Here is a 21809-nt window from a genome sequence, read left to right as displayed (position 1 = left end):
GAATCACGATGTCCCAAATCCAATCTGTCTCGTTCCACCCGCCTGCCGATCCGATCGGCCTGCCAAAGGAAGCCACCTGGCCGCTGGCCGACGTGCTGGCGCTGTTCGAGCTGCCGTTCAACGACCTGATGTTCCGCGCCCAGACCGTGCACCGCGCTAACTTCCCGGCCGGTGACGTCGAACTGGCCACGCTGTTGTCGATCAAGACCGGCGGCTGCGAGGAAGACTGCAGCTACTGCCCACAGGCGGCACGCTACGACACCGGCGTCGAGGCCAAGAAGATCCTCGGCATCGACACCGTGCTCGATGCAGCCCGCCAGGCCAAGGCCAACGGCGCGACCCGCTTCTGCATGGGCGCGGCATGGCGCAGCCCGAAGGAGCGCGACATGGAGAAGGTCGAGGAGATGGTGCGCGAAGTAAAAGCGCTCGGCCTCGAAACCTGTGCGACCCTCGGCATGCTCGAAGAAGGCCAGGCCGACCGGCTGAAGAAAGCTGGCCTCGACTTCTACAACCACAACCTCGATACCGCGCCCGAGTTCTACAACAACGTGATTTCGACCCGCGAATACCAGGACCGCCTCGATACCCTGGGCCAGGTGCGCAATGCGGGCCTGAAGGTCTGCTGCGGCGGCATCGTCGGCATGGGCGAGTCGCGCCAGCAGCGCGCCGGCCTGATCGCCCAGCTGGCCAACCTGAACCCATATCCGGAATCGGTGCCGGTCAACCACCTGGTGCAGGTGGAAGGCACGCCGCTGCACGGCCTCGACCCGCTCGACCCGTTTGAATTCGTCCGCACCATCGCCGTTGCGCGCATCACCATGCCGCAAGCGCGCGTGCGCCTGTCCGCAGGCCGCCGCCAGATGGGCGAAGCCGTGCAGGCGATGTGCTTCCTCGCCGGCGCCAACTCGATCTTCTACGGCGACAAGCTGCTCACGACCGACAACCCGGAAGCCGAAGACGACCGCACGCTGCTGAACAAGCTTGGCCTGCCGACCCGCGCAGCCACGCTCGACTCCGCGCCGAAGGCAAGCTGCGGCGGCTAATCCCAATAACCTGTAAAAAACCGATCGGATACTACGCATGTTCACAAAAATCCTCATCGCCAACCGCGGCGAAATCGCTTGCCGGGTTGCCGCTACGGCGCGCCGCATGGGCATCAAGACCGTCGCCGTGTATTCGGAAGCGGACGCCAACTCGAAGCATGTGGCGGTTTGCGATGAGGCAGTGCTGATCGGCCCCGCAGCGGCCAAGGAAAGCTACCTGGTGGGCGAACGCATCATCGCCGTCGCGATGGCGACCGGCGCGCAGGCCATCCATCCGGGCTACGGCTTCCTGTCCGAGAACGCGGAGTTCGCAGACGCCTGCGACGAAGCGGGCCTGGTATTCATCGGGCCGCCGGGTTCGGCGATGCGCGCGATGGGCTCCAAGTCGGCAGCCAAATCGCTGATGGAAACGGCGAACGTGCCGCTGGTGCCGGGCTACCACGGTGAGCGCCAGGACCCGGATTTTTTGCAGGAACAGGCCGACCGCATCGGCTACCCGGTGCTGCTGAAAGCCAGCGCCGGCGGCGGCGGCAAGGGCATGCGCGTGATCGAACGCGCGGAAGACTTCAAGGCGGCGCTGGACTCGTGCAAGCGCGAGGCGATCAGCTCCTTCGGCGACGACAAGGTGCTGGCTGAAAAATACCTGACCCGCCCGCGCCACATCGAAATCCAGGTGTTCGCGGACACGCACGGCAATTGCGTCTACCTCCACGAGCGCGACTGCTCGGTGCAGCGCCGCCACCAGAAAGTGCTGGAAGAAGCGCCGGCGCCCGGCATGTCGGCCAAACGCCGCAACGAGATGGGCGAAGCGGCGGTGGCCGCGGCCAAGGCCGTGGGCTACGTCGGCGCAGGCACGGTGGAGTTCATCGCCAACCAGGACGGCTCGTTCTACTTCATGGAGATGAACACCCGCCTGCAGGTCGAGCACCCGGTCACCGAAATGATCACCGGGACCGACCTGGTGGAGTGGCAGCTGCGCGTGGCGGCCGGCCAGCAGCTGCCGAAAACGCAGGACGAGCTGGCGATCCACGGCCACTCGATCGAGGCGCGCATCTATGCCGAGAACCCGGAGAAGGGCTTCCTGCCGTCGATCGGCACGCTGCGCCACATGGACACGCCTGCTGCCGTCACGTTCGAACTGGGCGGCACGCCGGGCGGCGCTCCCGCCGCCGTGCGCATCGACTCCGGCGTTCGTGAAGGCGACGCCATTTCGCCGTTCTACGACCCGATGATCGCCAAGCTGATCGTCTGGGGCGCGGACCGCACGCAGGCGCTGGCGCGCATGTCGCAGGCGCTGGCGGAGTTCCAGATCGTCGGCCTGGCGACCAATATCGCCTTCCTCAAGCGGCTGGTGGAAGGCGCCGCCTTCTCCAGCGCCGACCTCGATACCGGCCTGATCGAACGTAACAGCGATACGCTGTTCCCGAAAGCCAAAGCGGCTCCGGTCGGCGCGCTCGCGCTGGCTGCGGTGGCATTGATCGGCGAGGAGACCCACAAATCGGCAGCGGCTTCGGCCAACCCGGACGACCCGTGGGGCAATGCCCGCGGCTGGCGCCTGAACAGCGCCTACCAGCGCCAGCTCTCGTTTACCGATGAATACAGCGCGGCCACGGACACCAAGGCCTATGCGCTCGGCTTGACCTACCATCCGGCCGGCTGGCACCTTGAAGTCGGCGGCGTCGAAGCCGAACTGTCGGTCACCGCGCGCGCCGGCTCGGAAGTGTCGATCAAGCTCGGCGCCACTTCGATACACGGCAATGTAAGGCGCGACGGCGACGTGTTCCACGTCTTCACAGGCGGGCGCCACTTTACGCTCACCTACAACGATCCAATGGCGCACGCAGGCGAAGCCGAAGCCGCCGGCGGCCGCCTGACCGCGCCGATGCCCGGCAAGGTCGTGGCGGTGCTTGCAAAAGCCGGCCAGGAAGTGAAGAAAGGCGATGCGCTGGTCATCATGGAAGCGATGAAGATGGAACACACCATCGCCGCGCCATCCGATGGCTTGGTCGAGGAAGTGCTGTACCAGGTTGGCGACCAGGTAGCCGACGGCGCACCGCTGCTGGCTTTCAAGGCAGCGTAAAGCAGCATGCGCATCCTCCTGCACCGCGCCGACGGCGTGACCGAACCGTGGATACGCGACTTCGCGGAACTGCTGCCCGAGGCCGAGGTCGTGGTGTGGCAGGAGGGCGCAAGTATCGCGCCGTGCGATTACGCGGTGTTGTGGATGCCGCCGCAAGGGCTGATGGCCGAACTGGCGCATGTAAAGGCGATTTTCCTGACCGGCGCGGGTGCTGACGCCATCCTCAAATATGGCGACGCGCTGCCGCCGGTGCCGATCATCCGCCTGGGCGACGCCGGCATGGCCATCCAGATGGCCGAATATGTGTCGCACTTCGTGCTGCGCTACTTCCGCCGCTTTGACGAATACGAACAACAGGCGCGCGCCGGCGCCTGGGCCCAGCTGCCCCAGCACCGCAAGGAAGATTTTGCGGTCGGCGTGATGGGCATGGGCGTGCTCGGGATGCGCACAATCGAGGCGCTGCTGCACTTCGGCTTCCCGGTACGCGGCTGGAGCCGCACCGCAAAACAGCTCGACGGCGTGGCGTGTTTCAGCGGCTCCGATGGCCTGGCTGAATTCTTGTCCGGCACGCGGGTGCTGGTGTGCATGCTGCCGCTGACGCCCGACACCGCCAACCTGCTCGACCACGCGCGCCTGTCGCAGCTGCCGCAAGGCGCCTACCTGGTCAACGTGGCGCGCGGCGGCCATGTGGCCGAACCGGATCTGCTGGCACTGGTAAGATCGGGGCATATCGCCGGCGCCGCGCTGGACGTGTTCCGCGAAGAGCCGCTGCCGGCGCCGCACCCGTTCTGGGGCGAACCGCGCATCACGGTCACGCCGCACATGTCGGCGCTGACGATCCGCACCGAGAGCATCCGCCAGATGGTGGGCAAAATACACTCGCTGGAAAAAGGCGAGCCAGTGGCCGACGTGGTCGACCGCACCCGAGGTTATTGAGATAGCGAGGACGAACATGAGCACCCAGCCAGAACTGCCGAAAAAGGTAAAGATCGTCGAAGTCGGCCCGCGCGACGGCCTGCAAAACGAGAAGGAAGCCGTGCCTGCCGACGTCAAGGTCGAGCTGGTCGACCGGCTGTCGCGCGCGGGCTTCCGCAATATTGAGGCGGCATCCTTCGTGTCGCCAAAATGGGTGCCGCAGATGGCCACCAGCACCGAGGTAATGGCCAACATCACCCGGCGCGAAGGCACGGTTTACTCGGCGCTGACACCGAACATGCAGGGCTTCGAGGCGGCGCTGGCCAGCCGCGCCGACGAGGTGGTGATTTTCGGTTCGGCCTCCGAGGCTTTCTCGCAAAAGAACATCAACTGCTCGATCGCGGAATCGATCGCGCGCTTTGAAAGCGTCGCAAAGGCGGCCAAGGAAAATGGCCTGCGCCTGCGCGGCAGCATCAGCTGCGCGTTCGGCTGCCCCTACCAGGGGGAGGTGCCGCTCGACGCGGTGGCCGACGTGGTGGCGCGCATGCGTGACCTGGGCTGCGACGAGATCGACATCGCCGACACCATCGGCGTGTCGACCGCGCGCAAGACGCAGGCGGTGATGCTGGTGGCGGCGCAGGAATTCCACATCGACCGCATCTCCGGCCACTTCCACGACACCTACGGCCAGGCGCTGGCGAACATCTACGCCAGCCTGGAAGTGGGCGTGTCGATCTTCCATTCGTCGGTGGCGGGACTGGGCGGCTGCCCGTATGCGAAAGGCGCCACCGGCAACGTGGCGACCGAGGATGTGCTGTTCCTGATGAACGGCCTTGGCATCGACACCGGCATCGACATCGACCTGGTGGTCGACGCCGGCCAGTTCATTTCGCAGCACCTCGGCCGCAAGGCAGCCAGCCGCGCGGGCAACGCGCTGTTTGCCAAGCGCGCGGGATAATCAGCGGCGGCGAAACAGGGCGACCAGCCCGAGGCCGGCAAGCACCAGCGCGAACGCTGCCGGCTCCGGCACCCCGGTCACGTGTCCGGGTGACGGCAGGACGACGGGGGTGTCCGCCAGGTTGGCGCTGACCACCCTGAAGTCGTCGAAGGAAATCGCATGCAGGTCGTTACGGCCGTGTATTTCAAGCAGCGTGGCGTTGGCGCTCGCGTACAGGCCCGAGAAGGTCGCCTGCGACATCGCGCCGTTCGGCGCCAGCAAAATATCGTCCAGCAACACCCCATCCCAGAACACCGAATACTCCCCGTTGCCCTTGAAGCTGCGGATCCAGAAGCTGAGGTCATATTCGGCGCCGGCGATCGTCGGCAGCAGCTGGCTGATGTAAGCGCCTTCCATCAGCGAGTCGACACAGTGCAGGCCGACGCAGGTGGTGCGCGCCATGCCGGGATCGGTATGTGCCCACAGCGGATCGTTGCCGACGATGAAAAACTGCGCATGCCAATGCGCGGTCCCCAGCTCAAAGCCCGGATTGCGGACAATGTTGATCGGCACCGCCACGACAGGCACGGCCAGCAGGCACAGGGCTGCTGCGGCCAATAGATTCCGTGCTTTCTGGATCATGATTTCCTCGCGAAACGACAGGGGGGTGGGATTCACGCAGGGTGATCATATTTGCCCGTAGGAAATTTGACGCAGGGTTAGATCAAACTCTGCGGGTGGCGGGTTTGAAATTACTCAGGGGTTTTCGGATTTGGGGTGATGCGAAACCGGCGCCCAAAACAAAACAGGCCGACGAGAATAAACTCGTCAGCCTGCCTGCTGAAAACTGGTCGGAGTACAAGGATTCGAACCTTGGACCCCCTGGTCCCAAACCAGGTGCGCTACCGGACTGCGCCACACTCCGAAGAGGCAAGATCATAACGGTTGGAATCGCCGTCGTCAAGGGGGATCGAAAATATAAGAATTTGTAAGCACGCTGTTGTTAGAAAAGCATCCATGGCACCATGTGGCACCGCGATAAATGGGATGCCAGTGAACGCGAATACAGTTCAGTTTGATACAACCGGCGGCGCGGCGCCAGGGCGACCGTACCGGCTGGCTGCGGGCCTGGCGGTTTCGCTGGCCCTGCACGCCGTGCTGCTGGTCGTCTGGCGCCAGCATCAGGCGGGCGGGCCTGCGCCCGACGAGGAAGCCGCCAGCCGCACCATCGCCGTGTGGCTGCGCCCGCCTCCACCGCCGGAGCAGAAGCCTGAACCTGGGCCCCAAGCCACGCCATCCCGGGCCAAATCGGTGGAGAAGACACCGCCAGTGGCCCGGAGCAAGCCGGCGCGTTCCAGCGAATTGATGGCCATACCCGACCCATCGCCAGGCGAGGCCGGGCCGGCCGATGTGTTCTCGGTCGAACCTTCGAAGGAGCCCGCCGGAGGCAAACGCTTCGACCGCGACGCCGCGTTGCGTGTGGCGCGAGACATGGCGGACGATCCTGATCCAGCCAAAGCGGGCACCGCCGTCGGCCAGGTTCCGCCCAGGCCGTATGCCACCGAAACCAAGCTGGCGCGCGCCATCGCCGGCGCCAAGCGGCCCGATTGCAAGGATGGGATTCCGGGAGGACTGCTGGCGCCGCTGATCCTGTTGATGGACAAGAAGGACAGCGGGTGCAAGTGGTAGCAAGCCCCGGTACGCGGGCGGCCTCGCAGACGCCTGCAGCAGCGGCCCCCGATTTTGCCGCTGCTGCCGAGCCTCTCCGGGAGCCGCCCGCGCAAAAAGTTAGACCGCGCCGGTCCGTCGCAGTGCCGCCCCTCGTCAGTCCTGCTGGCCTTTGATCTCCAGGGCGCGTTCGTACAGCGCGTTTTTCTTCAGGCCGGTGATCTGCGCGGCAAGGCTGGCCGCCTGCTTGACCGTGCATTCGGCCAGCAAGATATTGAGCACGCGCTCGGCCTCGACTTCCTGCGCGTCGCTGCTTTCAGCGGCGCCCTCAAGCAGTACGACAAATTCGCCGCGCTCGCGGTTAGGGTCCGCTTTCACCCAGGCCAGCGCTTCCGACAACGGGCAGCGGTGGATTTCTTCAAACAATTTAGTCAGTTCACGCGCAAAGACCACCTGCCGGGCCGGCTCGAACACCTCGGCCAGCGCCCCCACGCAGTCGAGGATGCGGTGGGGCGCCTCGTAGAACACCATGGTTGCCGTCTCGGTCAGCAGGCCGCGCAGCATGTTTTCGCGCTGCTTCGCCTTGGCCGGCAAAAAGCCGATAAACGAGAACCTGTCGTTGACCAGCCCGCTGGCCGACAACGCGGTAACGGCCGCCGACGCGCCCGGCAAGGGCAGCACGCGCAGCCCCGCCGCCAACACGGCGTCGACAATGCGCGCGCCCGGGTCGGACACCGCCGGCGTGCCCGCATCGGAAATCAGCGCCACCCGCTCGCCCTTGTGCAGGCGCGCGATCAGCTTGTCCGCCACCTCGCGTTCATTGTGCTGGTGGGCGGCAATCATCGGCACCGACAAACCGAAGCGGCTGATCAGTTTCGAACTGTTGCGGGTGTCTTCGCAAGCGATCACATCGGCAATCGACAGCAGGTGCAGCGCGCGCAAGGTAATGTCGGTGACATTGCCGATCGGGGTCGCCACGACATACAGGGTTGCGGTAGGATAGGACTGTAATGCCGCTTCGGCAATAACCGGAAGTTGTGCAATCTTGCTTGCGTGAGGTTCTGTCATTTGGGGATGAAATGCTAATAAAAAGTCTGAAAGGCGTGCTGGCCGCCGTGGCCGTGACGATGTTGGGCGCCTGCAGTACGCCTTGCGACGTGTCGGGGCGATTGTGCGCGCCAATTGATCCAAACACAAGGGCGCCGCTGGCCCAGCCACGGGCCGCGCCGCCGGTCCAGCCCGTCGAGCCTGCCGTTCCGGAAGCGGATGTGCAGACCATGCCGATCGATTCGCCCGACAGCCCGGCCCCTGAGGGCCAGTCGGGGGCCGTCCCGGGCGGCAAACAGGTGCGGGTGGGCCTGCTGCTGCCGCTGCGCTCGACAACCCTGGCGCAGCCAGCCGACATCTTGCGCGCCGGCTTCATGGCCGCGCATGCGCGCGAAGGCGCAGGCTTTACCGTGGAGGTGATCGAAACCGGCGACGGCGCCCAGGAAGCCCTCGACGCCTACGCCCGCGCCGTGCAAAGCAACGATATCGTGGTCGGCCCGCTGTCGCGCCCGGCCGTGAGCGCCGTGGCCGGCAGCAGCGCCGCGCGCAAGCCGACCATTGCGCTGAACCACCCGGATGCGGGCACCGTGATTCCCCCGAACATGCTGGTGATCGGCCTGTCGATTGAAGACGAGGCCCGCCAGGCAGCCGCCTGGGTCAGCCGCGAACAGCCGGGCGCGAACGCCCTGATCGTGTCGGGCCCGGCCGCATGGCAGCGCCGCATCGCCACCGCCTTCGCCGACGAGTGGGCCAGGCTGGGGCATGAATCCCAGCTGGTGGAAATTTCCTCCGGCAGCGGCTATGAAATTGAAATGTCGATCGGCAAGCTCAACAGCAAAGTCCAGAACGAAGCGCCGAACCTGATCTTCGCCGCGCTCGACCCTTTCCAGACCCGCCAGGTGCGCGGAGTGATCGGCGCTAACGTCCCGTTTTATGGCGCTTCCTCGGTCAACCCGCGCGCTGTCGCCGGCGACACGCTGCCGGAACTCGACGGCATGCGCATGCTCGACCTGCCGTGGGTGGTCCAGCGCGACAACGCCACCGTGATGGCCTATCCGCGCTGGGCCGGCGCTGAACTGGGGCTCGACATGGAGCGCCTGTACGCGCTCGGCATCGACGCCTTCCGGGTCACCCGCGAAATTGCCCAGGGCCGCACCGCGTTCGAACTGGACGGCGTGACCGGCAAGCTGAAGGGCAGCTTCGGCAATGGCAACGCGCAATTTACCCGCACCATCCCCGCCGCCGTCTACCAGGCCGGCGCCACCCGCCCCATCCTGACCCAGTGACATGTGGCCCGCCCGGCTCAGCGCGAAGCAGCAGCAGGGCCAGCTGGGTGAACAGGAGGCGCTGGCCTACCTGCAGCAGCGCGGCCTGACGCTGCTGGAAGCCAATTTCAACTGCAAGGCCGGCGAAATCGACCTCGTCATGCGCGAGCGCGACACCGTGGTGTTCGTCGAAGTGCGCAAGCGCAACGGCAAGCGCAAGGGCGCCGCCGCCGACAGCATCACCCCCGCCAAACAGCGCCGCATCATCTGCGCAGCCCAGCTGTATTTATCGCGCTTTCCGCGCATGCCCGCCTGCCGTATCGACGTCGTCACCATCGATGGCGGCGCCCTCGAATGGCTACCCAACGCCATTGAGGTGTAAGCATTTTTTTCAGCACTTGCCCGGCTTGCTTTGCGGCTGCACTATAATCGGCACTTATGAATACTCAACGCATCCTCGCACACTTCCAGGAAAGCGCCGACCTGAAGCTCCAATCGGCAAACACCCTCGCCCAACCGATCTCCCAGGCCATCGAACTGATGTTCGGCGCCTTGTCGAATGGCAACAAGATTCTTGCCTGCGGCAACGGCGGCTCGGCTGCCGACTGCCAGCATTTCGCGGCAGAACTGGTTGGCCGCTTTGAACGGGAACGCTTCCCGCTGCCCGCCCTGGCCTTGACCACCGACAGCTCGATCATGACCGCGGTCGGCAATGATTACAGCTACAAGGAGATTTTCTCCAAGCAGGTGCAGGCCTTCGGCCAGGCCGGTGACGTGCTGCTGGCCATTTCGACCTCGGGCAATTCGGCCAACGTGCTGGCGGCAGTCGAAGCGGCGCTGGAACGCGAGATGCGCGTCGTTGCCATGACCGGCAAGGATGGCGGCGCACTCGGAAAAATGCTGACGGACGCCGACGTGCATATCAACGTCGCGCACTCCCGTACCTGCCGCGTCCAGGAAGTTCACCTGGTCACGATTCACTGTATTTGCGACGGCATCGATGTCGCGCTGTTTGGAGGAGATGTTAATGAATAAGCCTGGTTCCCTGATGCGCCCGATGGCGAAAGCCCTTGCTTGCGTCGCACTGCTGACCACGCTCAGCGGCTGCGTCGGCCTGGTTGCCGGCGGCGCCGTGATGACCGCCGTATCGGCCAATGACCGCCGCACCCTGGGCGCCCAGACCGAAGACAAGGCGATCGCGCTCAAGGGCGAATCGCGCGCCAGGAGCATCGTCGGCGAACAAGGCCATGTCAACGTCACCAGCTTCAACCGCAAGGTGCTGCTGACTGGCGAAGTGCGCGACGAAGGCATGAAGGCCGCCGTCGAACGCGAAGTGCGCGCCGTTGGCGGCGTGATGAGCCTGGTCAACGAGCTGGAAATCGGCTCGCCGTCGAAGTACACCACCCGTTCCAACGACGCGCTGATCACCACCAAGGTCAAGGCCAGCCTGGTCGATATGCAGACCATCTCGGCCAACTCGTTCAAGGTGGTCACCGAACGCGGCAACGTCTACCTGATGGGTATCGTCACCCCGCGTGAAGCGCAGATCGGCACCGACGTCGCCCGTGGCGTGTCGGGCGTGCAAAAGGTCGTCAAGGTGTTTGAGTACATCAACGACGTCGACCTGAAGGCGCTGCCGCCGGTGTCGAACGCCACCGGCTCGTAAATTACTGCGATGGCGACCAACAGCTCCCGTTCCTGGATCAAGCCAGCCGTCATCGGCGCGCTGGTGATCGCGCTCGCCGGCGTCGGCTATGCCACGTTCACCAGGAGCACGCCGGCCCCGGATGTCACCTTCATCGACCTCAAGGGCCAGAAGGTCAGCACCCAGAGCCTGCGCGGCAAGGTTGTGATGGTCAATTTCTGGGCGACTTCCTGCGTCACCTGCGTCAAGGAAATGCCGCAGATGGTCGAGACCTACAACAAGTACAAGGGCCAGGGGCTGGAATTCGTTGCGGTGGCGATGCAGTATGACCCGGCCAACTACGTGATCAATTTCACCGAGACGCGCAAGCTGCCGTTTACGGTGGCGCTCGATTCAGGCGGCGACATCGCCAAATCGTTTGGCGACGTGTCGCTGACGCCGACCACTTTTGTGATCGACAAGAACGGCAAGATCATCAAGCGCTACGTGGGCGAACCGAAATTCGCCGACCTGCACAAGCTGCTGGAAAAAGAACTGGCCGGCTAAGCGGCGCACGTCGTTCCCGCGCAGGCGGGAACCTATAAGGCCTGTGAACCGGCGTGCCATGGATTCCCGCCTTCGCGGGAACGACGGCTTGACGGAATTACTTCGGATACAAAATCATCTGGGTGCAACGGAACAAGGCGATCGTCTTTCCGTTTGCCTCATTCGTTACCACCACATCCCACACCTGCGTTGTCCTGCCGAGGTGAATTGGCTTCGCCAGCGCGGCGATTGCGCCTTCACGCACCGTTCCCAGGTGGTTTGACTTCAGTTCGATGGTGGTAAAGCTGTTGGCGCCCTCTGGCAGGTTGGCCATGCAGGCATAGCCGGCGGCAGTGTCGGCAAGGGTGACCACGGTGCCGGCGTGCAGGAATTCATTCGGCGCGAGATGGTGCGGCTTGATGTCGATGCGGGCGCCGACTTCGCCATCTTCGACGCGGGTGATTTCGATGCCCAGGTGGCCGGGCAGGCGCTGGGCGCCGATGGCGTTTGCGCGGTCGAGGGTAAAGTCTGGTGCAGTCATGGTCATGGCCGGAAGTGAAAAGGTAACGGACATTGTACGACCTTGTCCGGAAGGCCGCTGACCGCTGCCTTAACGCCGTTTCCCGCCGCCCTGCTTGACAGCGCCACCCTGCTTCTTGCGCGCCGCCGCGTTCTGCGCGTGCAAGATCGAATCGACCCGCTCCGACGCCGTGCGCGCCAGCTCCTGCGCCAGCTCGATGCTGGGGAAATACTCCGGCACGCGGTAGCTGAGCCACGCATAGGCGGAATACATGCGGCAGGTATCCTCCACCTCCTGCAGGCTCTGGAACATCAGGTCGTTCGGATGCGGCTGCAGCTTGCACACCTTCTTTTTCGCCAGCGAATACGACCAGTGCTCCCACGCGCCCTGCAAGGTCGGCACCTTGGTCGAAATCGGCACCAGCGACAGCATGAACTTCTCGGCCAGCGACAGGGTCAGCGTATCGAGCCAGATCGCCCGCTCCGACTGTTCCTCGGTGATGCGCGGGTAGAAGAACCCGTCCGGCACGTCGATGTTATGCACGAAGCGCTTGAGCAGCTTGACCAGCGAGGTCTCGCCCGTCACCGACGCGATGCGGTGCAGGTGCTCGATCGACGGCGCCACCGAGAACCCGCTGGTGCTCACCGGCGGTATCTTCTCCTTCAGCAGCGAGCGCATCACCTCGTGCGTTTCGTCGTCATAGCCGGCCACAAAGCCTTCCTCGTGCACCCCGTAGCGCCCCGCGCGCCCGGCGATCTGGCGCGCCAGCGCGGCCGGAATCTCTTCTTCCTCGACGCCGTTGAACTTGACGGTCGTGGTCATCACGATGCGCGAAATCGGCAGGTTCAGGCCCATCGCGAGCGCATCGGTGCCCACCACCACATCGGCGGTGCCGTCGCGGAAGCGCTCGGCCTGCGCGCGCCGCACTTCCGGCGACAGGTTGCCGTAGACAGTGGCGACCGACAGGCCCATGTCGGTGATCATGTCGCGCCACATCAGCACTTCGCGGCGCGAGAAGGCGATGACCGCATCGCCGCGCTGCAGGTTGCGCAGCTTGCGCACGGCAGACGGCTCCATCGACAGCGGCGCCTTGCGTTTCAAGACGTGCACTTCGAGTTCGCACTCAAGCCGGTCGGCCAGCGCTTCGATCGCGCGCCGCGCTTCCGGCGCGCCGACCAGGTAGACCACGTTGGCCGGGGCGCCGCAAACCGCGGCGGTCCATGCCGCGCCGCGGTCGCGGTCGGCCAGCATCTGGATCTCGTCGATGACCGCCACTTCAACCGGCGTGCGCGCGTCGAGCATTTCGACCGTGCTGGCGACGTGGGTCGCGCCTTCGACCACGCGGCGTTCCTCGCCGGTGATCAGGCTGACCTTGAGGTCTTCGCCTTCGTGCTCCACGTTGAGCAGGCGCTCGTAGTTCTCGAGCGCCAGCAGGCGCAGCGGCGCGAGGTAGACGCCGCTTTTGGCCTTGGCCAGCGCTTCCATCGCCTTGTGGGTCTTGCCGGAGTTGGTCGGGCCGAGCAGGGCGATGAAGCGGCGGCGCATGCGGCTGGCCACTTCGAACGAGGCCGGATACTCGGCCAGGTTGATGCTTTCCTTGGTGCGCGCGGCGTGGCGTTCTTCCTGTTCGCGCTCGACCGCGTGGGTCAGGCGCTGACGGATCCGTTCGAATACGTATTCGGCCGGCTCGGACGTCTCCAGCTCATCGAGCACGTTGAGGAAGGTGAGGGCGTCGAGGCCGACGTCGTCGGCCGCTTCGAAGATTTCTTCGACAAAGTCGACCGCGCTGCGGTGCAGCGCTTGCGCGGCCGCGTCGGTGACGCGCTCGGTGAGCAGCGCGCGGCGGGCGTCGCGGTCCATCTTGCGCCATTTGCTCGGCTTGGCGAGCACGCCCTGGCTGGGCACCAGCTGGTAGGGAACCGACAGGCCGGCGGTTTCGACCACGCCGGTAAAGCGCACGAAGACCCGGCCTTCCATCTTGATCAGCTGGGCGCCGCGCGCTTCCAGTCCGAGTTCGCGCACCAGCGAGTCGTCATCGCCTTCTTCACGGGCGTCGGGTGAAGCGGATGACGGTGCTGATGTTTTCATGACGGCCTCCGTGGCAATGTTGGCATATACGCCACTATAGCGTAGATGCACGGTCGCCACGGGCACGCCAGGCTGGTGTCCTCAGCTCGCTTTCCAGACCAGCGCCGCCACCCGGCGCAGCTTCGGATAAACCACCGGCACCGTGAGCATCGTGCTGCCTACGGCCATCAGCAACAGGGCGGTGAAGGTGTCGTTGGTGATCACGCCCTTGTCGAGCAGGATATTGACAAAGATGATCATGATCAGGGCCTTGGTCTGCAGCAGCCAGCCGATGATCGATGCTTCGCCGCGCTCCCAGCCGAGGAACCTGCCGGCGATGTGGGTACCCGCCAGCTTGCCGGCCACCGACGCGGCCAGCAGCACGGCTGCGGCCAGGAACACCGCCGGGCCGCCTACCGACCAGTCGGTGCGCAGGCCGGTGCTGAGGAAAAATACCGGCATGATCACCATCAGCACATTGTGGCGCAGCATATCCAGCCTGGCCTGGTCGAACCAGCTGGCGTCCATGACGGCGCCGGCGAGGAAGGCGCCGACCATGAAGTGCAGCCCGGCCCAGTCGGCGGCGAGGGAACACACGGCCAGCCAGACCAGGCTGACGTACCAGCGGTCGCGCTCTTCCAGCCACACCATCAGGCGGCGGAAGGCCGGCGTGGCGACGCCAAACACGGCCAGGAAACCCGCCTGGCGACCTACACGCTCCCAGTCGAGCAGGATCAGCGCCAGCACGCCCCAGATCGCGATGTCGTCCAGGCTGGCGTAGCGCAGGATGCGCTGCCCGATCGGCTCGCGCAGGATCTCCAGCTTTTCCATCAGCAGGATCAGGATAGGCAGCGCGGTCACGGCGCAGGCCATGCCAACGCCGAGGACAAACTGCCAGTCCCGCGCACCTGGTCCCTGCCAGCCGGCATAGCCCAGCATGCCGAGCGCGGCCACGCAGCCGAACAGCAGCGGCGTGCCCAGCGCCAGCGAGGCGGTGATGGTGCTCTCGCGCCGGTGCTCCCAGGCTTTCTTGAGATCGAGCTCGATCCCGGCAATCATCACGAAGATCATCACCGCCCACCAGGCAATGCCGTTGAGCGCCTGGATCACCTGCGCATTGAAGACGAAACTGTAGTACTCCGGATAAGCGCGGCCCAGTATGCCCGGCCCGAGCAGGATGCCGGTGATAATCTGGACAACGACCAGCGGCGCGAAGTAATCGGTGTTACCGACCCGCCAGATCAGGTACGGCAGCGTAAAAATAACCCCCATCGCGATCAGGAATATCTCGACGGTCCCCATTGCACTGAACATAATGTCTCCAATATTTCTTATTGCTTAGTTTGACACCCAATTTCACCTGGTGCTATAGTCGGGAAAAGTCAATGGTAACGTTTCCAACGGGCGCCGTAAATGACAAGATTTGATCGGAGACACAGATGTACCACCTATCCAAACTGGCGCTGGCAGCCGCAATGCTGGCCGCGCCAGCCGCGCACGCGCAGTCCAGGCCAACCGCCGAAGTAATCCACTGGTGGACCTCGGGCGGCGAATCGGCCGCCGTCAAGCAGGTCGCCCAGGCATACCGCAACGCGGGCGGCGCCTGGATCGACACGGCGATTGCCGGCGGCGACCAGTCGCGCGCCGTGACGATCAACCGCATTGTCGGCGGCAACCCGCCTACCGCAGCCCAGTTCAACACATCCAAGCAGTTCCTCGACGTGATCGAACAGGACATGTTGAACAACGTGGACGACATCGCGCGCAAGGAAGGCTGGGACAAGGTTCTGCCCGAGCCGATCATCAAGGTCATCAAGGTGGACGGCCATTACTACGCCGTGCCGCTCAACATCCACATGCAGGCCTGGACCTGGTATTCGAAAGCCGCCTTCAAAAAGGCCGGCATCGCCAAGGAGCCAGCCACCGTCGGCGAGCTGTTTGCGGCGCTCGACAAGCTGAAGGCCGCCGGCATCGTGCCGCTCGCGCATGGCGGGCAGTCGTGGCAGGAAACCATCCTGTTTTCGGCGATGCTGTCGAACGTGGGCGGCAAGGACCTGTACCTGCGCGTGCTGCGCGACCGCGACCAGCGCGCCATCGGTTCGGACGCCTTCCGGAAGGTGCTCGCCGCCTTCAAGCGCCTGCAGGCCTATGTCGACCCGGGTTCGCCGGGCCGCAACTGGAATGACGCCACCGCGATGCTCATCTCCGGCAAGGCCGGCGTGCAGATCATGGGCGACTGGGTCAAGGGCGAATTCACGGCAGCGCGCCAGAACGCCGGCCAGCATTACGGCTGTATCGCCGGATTCGGTCCGGCCTCGCCTTACCTGATCCAGGGCGACGTGTTCGTTTTCCCGAAGTCCAGCAACCCGAAGGTAATCCAGGCGCAGAAGCTGCTGGCCAGCGTGGTTGCAGCGCCCGCGACCCAGCTTAGCTTCAGCCAGTACAAGGGCTCGATCCCGGTCCGCATGGACGCCGATCCAGGCAAGGCCGACGCCTGCGCCCAGAAAGGCATGGCGATCATGAAGGACCGCAGCCGCCATGTGGGCGTGTCCGAGATCTATCTCACGCCCGACCAGAACGGCGCGCTGCAGGATGTGCTGACGGCCTATTGGAACTCGGGCATGACGGTCGAGCAGGCACAAAAGCGCATCGCCAGTGCGCTGCGCGACTGAGGCCCCGATGCGCGCGATGAGAGTTGGCAGGCTGACCCCGCACGCCGCACTGCTGCCGATGGCGCTGACGGTCATCGTTGCCTACCTCGGCACGGTGCTGTGGACGCTCAAGGTGTCGTTCACCAGCTCGCGCACCTTCGCGTCCGATAACTTCGTCGGGCTGGCGCAGTACACGCGCCTGTTCGAGAACGAACGATGGTTGCTGTCGCTGCATAACCTCGCGGTGTACGGCGTGCTGTTCATCCTTGCGTGCATGGTCATCGGCTTCCTGCTGGCGGTATTCATCGACCAGAACGTCACCGGCGAGGGAGCGCTGCGCACGGTCTTCCTCTACCCGTACGCAATGTCGTTCGTCGCCACCGGGCTGGCCTGGCAGTGGATGCTCACTCCCGGAAACGGCATCGAACAGGCAGTGCGCCAGCTTGGCTTCAGCGAGTTCCGGTTCGACTGGATCATCGACCAGGACATGGCCATCTACACCATCGTCATTGCCACCGTGTGGCAGTGCTCCGGGCTGGTGATGGCGCTGATGCTGGCCGGCCTGCGCGGCATCGACCCCGAAATCCTTAAAGCCGCCCGCCTCGACGGCATCCCGGCGTGGCGTGTGTACGCATCGATCGTGCTGCCGATGCTGGGGCCGACAGTGGCCACGGTATTCCTGCTGCTGTCGACCGCCGTGGTCAAACTGTTCGATGCGGTGGTGGCGATGACCCAGGGCGGGCCGGGAACGGCCAGCGAAGTGCCGGCCAAGTTCATCATGGACCACCTGTTCCTGCGCTCGAACATCGGGCTGGCGTCGGCCGGCGCGATCGTGATGCTGGTCCCGGTGCTGGCGCTGCTGGCGCCCTACGCCTATGCCCGCAGCCGCAGGAGGCGCGCATGACGCATTCCGCAATCGGCCGGCCGCTTGCCGCTGCAGCGCCGGGCGCCCGGGCCGCGGGCCGCAAGCGCCGCCTGACGCCCGCGCGCATCGGCATCTACGCTTTCCTCATCAGCGCCGCGCTGTTTTTCCTGCTGCCGCTGTACGTGATGCTGACAACGTCGCTCAAGCCGATGGACGAGATCCGGCTGGGCAGCATCTTCGCGCTGCCGTCCAACCCTACCTTCGAACCGTGGCGGCAGGCCTGGAGCGAGGTATGCACCGGCGCCTCGTGCGAAGGCGTGCGGGCCGGCTTCTGGAACTCGGTCGCAATCACCGTGCCGGCCACCATCCTGCCGATCCTGCTGGGCGCGATCAACGGCTACGCCTTGTCGTTCTGGAAGCCGCGCGGCGCCAACCTGCTGTTCGGTATCCTGCTGGCGGGCGCATTCATCCCGGTACAGGTGATGATCTATCCGCTGGTGCGGCTGCTGGCCGGCATCGGCATTTTCGGCTCGCTGCCGGCCATCGTGCTGGTGCACCTGGTGTTCGGCATGCCCGTCATGACGCTGCTGTTCCGGAATTACTACGCGTCGCTGCCGCATGAGCTGTTCCAGGCCGCCCGCATCGACGGCGGCGGCTTCTGGCGGATTTTCGCGTACGTGATGCTGCCGATGTCGGTCCCGATCATCGTCGTCGCCGCCATCATGCAGGTCACCGGCGTATGGAACGACTATATCCTCGGGCTGGTGTTTGCCGGCCGCGACAACCTGCCAATGACGGTGCAGCTCAATAACGTGATCAACACCACCACCGGCGTACGCCTGTACAACGTCAACATGGCCGCAACGATCCTCACCGCGCTGGTACCCCTGGCGCTCTACTTTTTCTCCGGCCGCTGGTTCGTGCGCGGCATCGCCGCCGGCGCAGTGAAAGGCTGATGCATGTCGAGTGTTCATTTACGTAACTGGTCGATCACGCTGGGCGGCGCCCGCATCATCAAGGATCTCGACCTCCAGGTGGACGAAGGCGAGTTCCTGGTGCTGCTCGGTCCCTCCGGCTGCGGCAAGTCGACCCTGCTGCACAGTATCGCGGGACTGATCGACGCCGACAGCGGCGCCATCGACATCGGCGGACGCGACATGCGCTTTACCGATCCGAGCGAGCGCGGAATCGGCATGGTGTTCCAGTCGTACGCGCTGTACCCGACCATGACGGTCAGGGACAACATGTCGTTCGGGCTGCGCATCGCAGGCACGCCGAAGGCGGAAATCGCGGCGCGGGTGGAACGCGCGGCCGAGATGCTGCAGCTCGAAGCGCTGCTCGGCAAGAAGCCTGCGCAGCTGTCCGGCGGCCAGCGCCAGCGCGTGGCCATCGGGCGCGCACTGGTGCGCGAAGCCAGCGTATTCCTGTTTGACGAACCGCTGTCCAACCTGGATGCCAAGCTGCGCGCCGAACTGCGCCGCGAACTCAAGCTGCTGCACCAGCGCCTGCGCTCGACGATGATCTACGTCACCCACGACCAGGTCGAAGCGATGACCCTGGCCACCCGCATCGTCGTGATGCGGGGCGGGGAAGTGCAGCAGATCGGGTCGCCCGCGGAGGTCTACCAGCGCCCGGCCAACCGTTTCGTGGCCGGATTCCTGGGTTCGCCGGCGATGAACTTCATTGACGGCGAGGTCGATATCCACAACTGCTTCCGCGCCGGGGCCATGTCGCTGGCGCTTGCACCTGATGCGCCGGTGGGCTGCGCAGTGCTGGGCGTCCGGCCCGAGCATGTGTCCATCGATGCGTTCGGGGCGCTGGCCGGCACGGTCGCGCTGGTCGAGCCGATGGGCAACCACCAGGTCGTCTGGATCGATTGCGCCGGCCACATGCTGTCGTCGATCGCGCCCGAACTGCAGCACTTCGCGCCCGGGCAGGCGGTGCGGTTTGCGATCGACGGGGCGCGCGTCTCGCTGTTCGATCCGGATGGCGGGAAGCGGCTGTGAGGACCAGGTGCGGCGAGCCCGCGCATGCAGTATGCTTCGGCTTGACGTTGAAAAACCGCGCCCCTTTTATCTAAGGATTGTTTGTGGCCACTATCAAAGATGTAGCACGCCTTGCCGGTGTCGGCCTCGGAACCGCCTCGCGCGTCGTGAGCGGCAAGGGCTCGGTATCGCCCGCCACGCTGGCGCGCGTGAAGAAGGCGATCGACGAACTCGGGTTCCGGCCTTCGCACGCCGCGCGCGCGCTGCTGTCCGGTTCGAGCCGCATGATCGGCGTCTACATCCCGGTCCTGAGCGGCACCTTTTACACACCTATCCTGCAGATCATCGACACCGAATTGCGCGCTGTCGGGCTGCACATGGTGGTGGCGTTCGGCGTCGGCCTCGGCAACGAACGGCGCCAGGCCATCGAAGGCATCGAGTTCCTGATGGAGCGCGGCTGCGACGGCCTGATCGTGATGACCAGCGCGCTGCTCGAAGAAGATGTGAAGGCGCTGGGCGCCAAGCAGGACCGGCTGGTGGCGCTCAACCACAACTTCGAGAGCATGCCCGGGCAGTGCTTCACGGTCGACCACCGGCTGGGCGGCAAGCTGGCGGCGCGCGCGCTGCTCGACCATAAGCATCGCGACATCGCGGTGTTTGCCGGGCCCTCCAGCCTCGCCGATAACATCGACCGTATTGCCGGCTTCATGGAGGAACTCGACGCCAACGCCATCGACACCAAAAAGATGTGGGTCGCAGAAAGCGACTTCTCGCCGGCCGGCGGCTGGAACGCCGCCAAAGAGCTGGTCGAATCGGGCCGTGCCTGCAGCGCACTGTTCTGCGCCAACGATGAAATGGCGGTCGGCGCGCTGTCATACTTCCAGGAGGCCGGCATCCGCGTGCCGCACGACCTGTCGGTGATCGGTTACGACGACACACCGAGCGCCGCTTTCTCGGCCCCGCGCCTGACCTCGGTGCACATGCCGTGGCGCGAGATGACCCTGAACGGCCTGAATGCCTTGCTTAACCGATGCTACGACCTGCACCGGCCGGTTGAGCGCAGCTACCCGACCACGGTAACACTGCGCGCCTCCCTTGCCAAAGCCGGCGCCGCCAAGCGAAAACCCAGGTGAACCCCGGTCCCGCCGGTTGGCGGACTTTTTTTTAAGCTGCAACTGGAAAGCTTTCCAATTCTTTGAACGAATGCACGATAACCGAACCGCTAACATGACGACACCACACAGCACCGCGCCAACCGCACCGTCCCGCGCCGAATTCCCCCGCGACTTCCTGTGGGGTTGCGCCACCTCGTCCTACCAGATCGAGGGCGCCGGGTCGGAGGACGGCCGTGTCGAGTCGATCTGGGACCGCTTCGCCGCCACGCCCGGCAAGGTGCGCGACGGCTCCAACGGTTCGGTGGCCTGCGACCATTACCACCGCTGGCCCGAAGACCTCGACATCGCGCGCGGCATGGGCCTGGACGCCTACCGTTTTTCGATCGCCTGGCCGCGCATCTTCTCGGCCAGCGGCGGCAAGCCGAACGAACGGGGACTGGACTTCTATTCGCGCCTGGTCGACGGCATGCTCGAACGCGGCCTGCAGCCCTGGGCCACGCTCTACCACTGGGACCTGCCGCAGTTCCTGCAGGATCAGGGCGGCTGGAACGAGCGCGCCACGGTGGACGCCTACCTGGCGTTTGTCGACGCGATGACGCGCCGGCTGGGCGACCGCGTACAGCACTGGATCACCCACAACGAGCCGTGGTGCACCGCCATGATCGGCAATTTCGAGGGCCTGCACGCGCCGGGGCTGACCGACTTCAAGACCGCACTGCAGGTCTGCCACCATGTGCTTCTGTCGCACGGCAAGGCGGTGCCGCTGATCCGCGCGAACGTACCCGGCGCCCAGGTTGGCATCTCCCTCAGCCTGCATCCGGTGCGCCCGGCCAGCGCCAGCGCGGCCGATCAGGCAGCAGCCGAACGCCACGACGGCCTGCGCTACCGCTGGTTCCTCGACCCGCTGTATGGCCGCGGCTATCCGGCCGCGACGATGGCGCAAGTCGGCGACGCGGCGCCGTCGGTCCTGCCAGGGGACATGGAAGCGATCGCCGTGCCGACCGATTTCCTGGGCGTGAACTACTACTTCCCGGAGACCATCGCCGACGCGCCGGGCGCCGCGCCGCTGGGGAGCCGCGTGCTGGCGCCCGCCAGCGTCGAGACCACCGCGCTTGGCTGGGAGGTAGCGCCGCAAGGCATGACCGAACTGCTGGCGCGCATCGAGAACGACTATCACCCCGGCGACATGTACATCACCGAGAACGGCTCGTGCTACGACGACCAGGTCGACGGCAGCGGCGAGGTCAACGACACCGATCGGCGCCGCTACCTGCAGCGCCACCTCGGTGCGCTGAAGGACGCGGTGGCATCGGGTGTCAAGGTCAAGGGCTACTTCGCATGGAGCCTGATCGACAACTTCGAATGGGCCGAAGGCTACCTGCGCCGCTTCGGACTGGTCCACATCGACTACGCCACCCAGCAACGGCGCCTCAAGGCCAGCGGAAAGTGGTACCGCGCCTTCCTTAAAGACGAAACATAAA

At 65.1% G+C, this 21809-nt stretch carries 21 protein-coding genes and 1 tRNA gene; 16 read left to right on the top strand and 6 right to left on the bottom strand.

All coding sequences use genetic code 11. From position 1 onward, the window contains the following. Positions 1–8 precede the first annotated feature (8 nt). Genes bioB through LMJ30_RS05455 form a run of 4 tightly spaced genes read left to right on the top strand, consistent with a single transcriptional unit; the run spans position 9 to position 4996 of the window. Positions 9–1043 carry a biotin synthase BioB gene (gene bioB, locus LMJ30_RS05480; RefSeq protein WP_229431335.1) on the top strand — a complete coding sequence of 345 codons (1035 nt, stop codon included), beginning with the start codon at positions 9–11 and terminating at the stop codon, positions 1041–1043. 37 nt (positions 1044–1080) lie between these two features. Next, positions 1081–3123 carry an acetyl/propionyl/methylcrotonyl-CoA carboxylase subunit alpha gene (locus tag LMJ30_RS21845; RefSeq protein WP_371872976.1) on the top strand — a complete coding sequence of 681 codons (2043 nt, stop codon included), beginning with the start codon at positions 1081–1083 and terminating at the stop codon, positions 3121–3123. Between the two features lie 6 nt (positions 3124–3129). After that, complete coding sequence (locus LMJ30_RS05460) at positions 3130–4059, top strand: 2-hydroxyacid dehydrogenase (RefSeq protein WP_229431334.1); 930 nt, start codon at positions 3130–3132, stop codon at positions 4057–4059. Positions 4060–4075: 16 nt separating this feature from the next. Next, complete coding sequence (locus tag LMJ30_RS05455) at positions 4076–4996, top strand: hydroxymethylglutaryl-CoA lyase (RefSeq protein ID WP_229431333.1); 921 nt, start codon at positions 4076–4078, stop codon at positions 4994–4996. Here the strand turns inward: LMJ30_RS05455 and LMJ30_RS05450 are convergent, their stop codons facing one another. After that, on the bottom strand, positions 4997–5617 hold the full coding sequence (locus tag LMJ30_RS05450) for a PEP-CTERM sorting domain-containing protein (protein ID WP_229431332.1): 621 nt from the start codon (positions 5615–5617) through the stop codon (positions 4997–4999). A 206-nt stretch (positions 5618–5823) separates the two neighbouring features. Beyond that, a tRNA-Pro gene (locus LMJ30_RS05445) sits at positions 5824–5900 on the bottom strand. Positions 5901–6028: 128 nt separating this feature from the next. Between LMJ30_RS05445 and LMJ30_RS05440 the strand changes: the two genes are divergently transcribed. Next, on the top strand, positions 6029–6664 hold the full coding sequence (locus LMJ30_RS05440; RefSeq protein ID WP_229431331.1) for a hypothetical protein: 636 nt from the start codon (positions 6029–6031) through the stop codon (positions 6662–6664). Positions 6665–6799: 135 nt separating this feature from the next. On the opposite strand, the gene rsmI is transcribed toward LMJ30_RS05440, so the two are convergent. Continuing rightward, positions 6800–7711 carry a 16S rRNA (cytidine(1402)-2'-O)-methyltransferase gene (rsmI, locus tag LMJ30_RS05435; protein ID WP_229431330.1) on the bottom strand — a complete coding sequence of 304 codons (912 nt, stop codon included), beginning with the start codon at positions 7709–7711 and terminating at the stop codon, positions 6800–6802. Between the two features lie 11 nt (positions 7712–7722). Between rsmI and LMJ30_RS05430 the strand changes: the two genes are divergently transcribed. Genes LMJ30_RS05430 through LMJ30_RS05410 form a run of 5 tightly spaced genes read left to right on the top strand, consistent with a single transcriptional unit; the run spans position 7723 to position 11146 of the window. After that, a complete protein-coding gene (locus LMJ30_RS05430) occupies positions 7723–8976 on the top strand; it encodes a penicillin-binding protein activator (RefSeq protein WP_229431329.1) in 1254 nt (417 codons plus the stop codon). A 1-nt stretch (position 8977) separates the two neighbouring features. Continuing rightward, a complete protein-coding gene (locus tag LMJ30_RS05425) occupies positions 8978–9337 on the top strand; it encodes a YraN family protein (RefSeq protein ID WP_229431328.1) in 360 nt (119 codons plus the stop codon). A 56-nt stretch (positions 9338–9393) separates the two neighbouring features. Continuing rightward, positions 9394–9990: a phosphoheptose isomerase gene (locus LMJ30_RS05420; protein WP_229431327.1), complete on the top strand. Its 597-nt coding sequence runs from the start codon at positions 9394–9396 to the stop codon at positions 9988–9990. Continuing rightward, positions 9983–10621: a BON domain-containing protein gene (locus tag LMJ30_RS05415; protein ID WP_229431326.1), complete on the top strand. Its 639-nt coding sequence runs from the start codon at positions 9983–9985 to the stop codon at positions 10619–10621. Before LMJ30_RS05420 ends, LMJ30_RS05415 begins: the two co-directional genes overlap by 8 nt. 9 nt (positions 10622–10630) lie before the next feature. Then, positions 10631–11146: a TlpA family protein disulfide reductase gene (locus LMJ30_RS05410; RefSeq protein ID WP_229431325.1), complete on the top strand. Its 516-nt coding sequence runs from the start codon at positions 10631–10633 to the stop codon at positions 11144–11146. A 97-nt stretch (positions 11147–11243) separates the two neighbouring features. On the opposite strand, the gene LMJ30_RS05405 is transcribed toward LMJ30_RS05410, so the two are convergent. From LMJ30_RS05405 to LMJ30_RS05395, 3 genes are all read right to left on the bottom strand, one after another. Further along, positions 11244–11672 (bottom strand): PaaI family thioesterase, encoded by a 429-nt coding sequence (locus tag LMJ30_RS05405; protein WP_229431324.1) that lies wholly within the window; start codon positions 11670–11672, stop codon positions 11244–11246. 63 nt (positions 11673–11735) lie between these two features. Continuing rightward, positions 11736–13733, bottom strand: a complete 1998-nt coding sequence (locus tag LMJ30_RS05400; RefSeq protein WP_229431323.1) for a helicase-related protein — start codon at positions 13731–13733, stop codon at positions 11736–11738. Between the two features lie 81 nt (positions 13734–13814). Continuing rightward, a complete protein-coding gene (locus LMJ30_RS05395; RefSeq protein WP_371872980.1) occupies positions 13815–15014 on the bottom strand; it encodes a cation:proton antiporter in 1200 nt (399 codons plus the stop codon). Positions 15015–15151: 137 nt separating this feature from the next. Between LMJ30_RS05395 and LMJ30_RS05390 the strand changes: the two genes are divergently transcribed. The 6 genes from LMJ30_RS05390 (at position 15152) to LMJ30_RS05365 (ending at position 21808) form a co-directional block, all read left to right on the top strand. After that, positions 15152–16384, top strand: a complete 1233-nt coding sequence (locus LMJ30_RS05390; RefSeq protein WP_229431321.1) for an ABC transporter substrate-binding protein — start codon at positions 15152–15154, stop codon at positions 16382–16384. Between the two features lie 7 nt (positions 16385–16391). Continuing rightward, complete coding sequence (locus tag LMJ30_RS05385) at positions 16392–17267, top strand: carbohydrate ABC transporter permease (protein WP_229431320.1); 876 nt, start codon at positions 16392–16394, stop codon at positions 17265–17267. Then, positions 17264–18184 carry a carbohydrate ABC transporter permease gene (locus tag LMJ30_RS05380; protein ID WP_229431319.1) on the top strand — a complete coding sequence of 307 codons (921 nt, stop codon included), beginning with the start codon at positions 17264–17266 and terminating at the stop codon, positions 18182–18184. The genes LMJ30_RS05385 and LMJ30_RS05380 overlap by 4 nt, the downstream gene beginning before the upstream one ends. 3 nt (positions 18185–18187) lie before the next feature. Beyond that, on the top strand, positions 18188–19234 hold the full coding sequence (locus tag LMJ30_RS05375) for an ABC transporter ATP-binding protein (RefSeq protein ID WP_229431318.1): 1047 nt from the start codon (positions 18188–18190) through the stop codon (positions 19232–19234). An 83-nt stretch (positions 19235–19317) separates the two neighbouring features. Next, the gene (locus LMJ30_RS05370; RefSeq protein WP_229431317.1) at positions 19318–20346 is read left to right on the top strand and encodes a LacI family DNA-binding transcriptional regulator; all 1029 of its coding nucleotides are present in this window, start codon (positions 19318–19320) and stop codon (positions 20344–20346) included. Between the two features lie 94 nt (positions 20347–20440). Continuing rightward, positions 20441–21808 (top strand): GH1 family beta-glucosidase, encoded by a 1368-nt coding sequence (locus LMJ30_RS05365; RefSeq protein ID WP_229431316.1) that lies wholly within the window; start codon positions 20441–20443, stop codon positions 21806–21808. The last annotated feature ends 1 nt before the right edge of the window (position 21809 follow it).

It is taken from the genome of Massilia agrisoli, from assembly GCF_020831365.1.
In the GTDB taxonomy this organism is placed as follows: domain Bacteria; phylum Pseudomonadota; class Gammaproteobacteria; order Burkholderiales; family Burkholderiaceae_D; genus Telluria_A; species Telluria_A agrisoli.
Note: the sequence above shows the minus strand (reverse complement) of the source record. Positions and strands in the feature narration are given on the sequence as shown.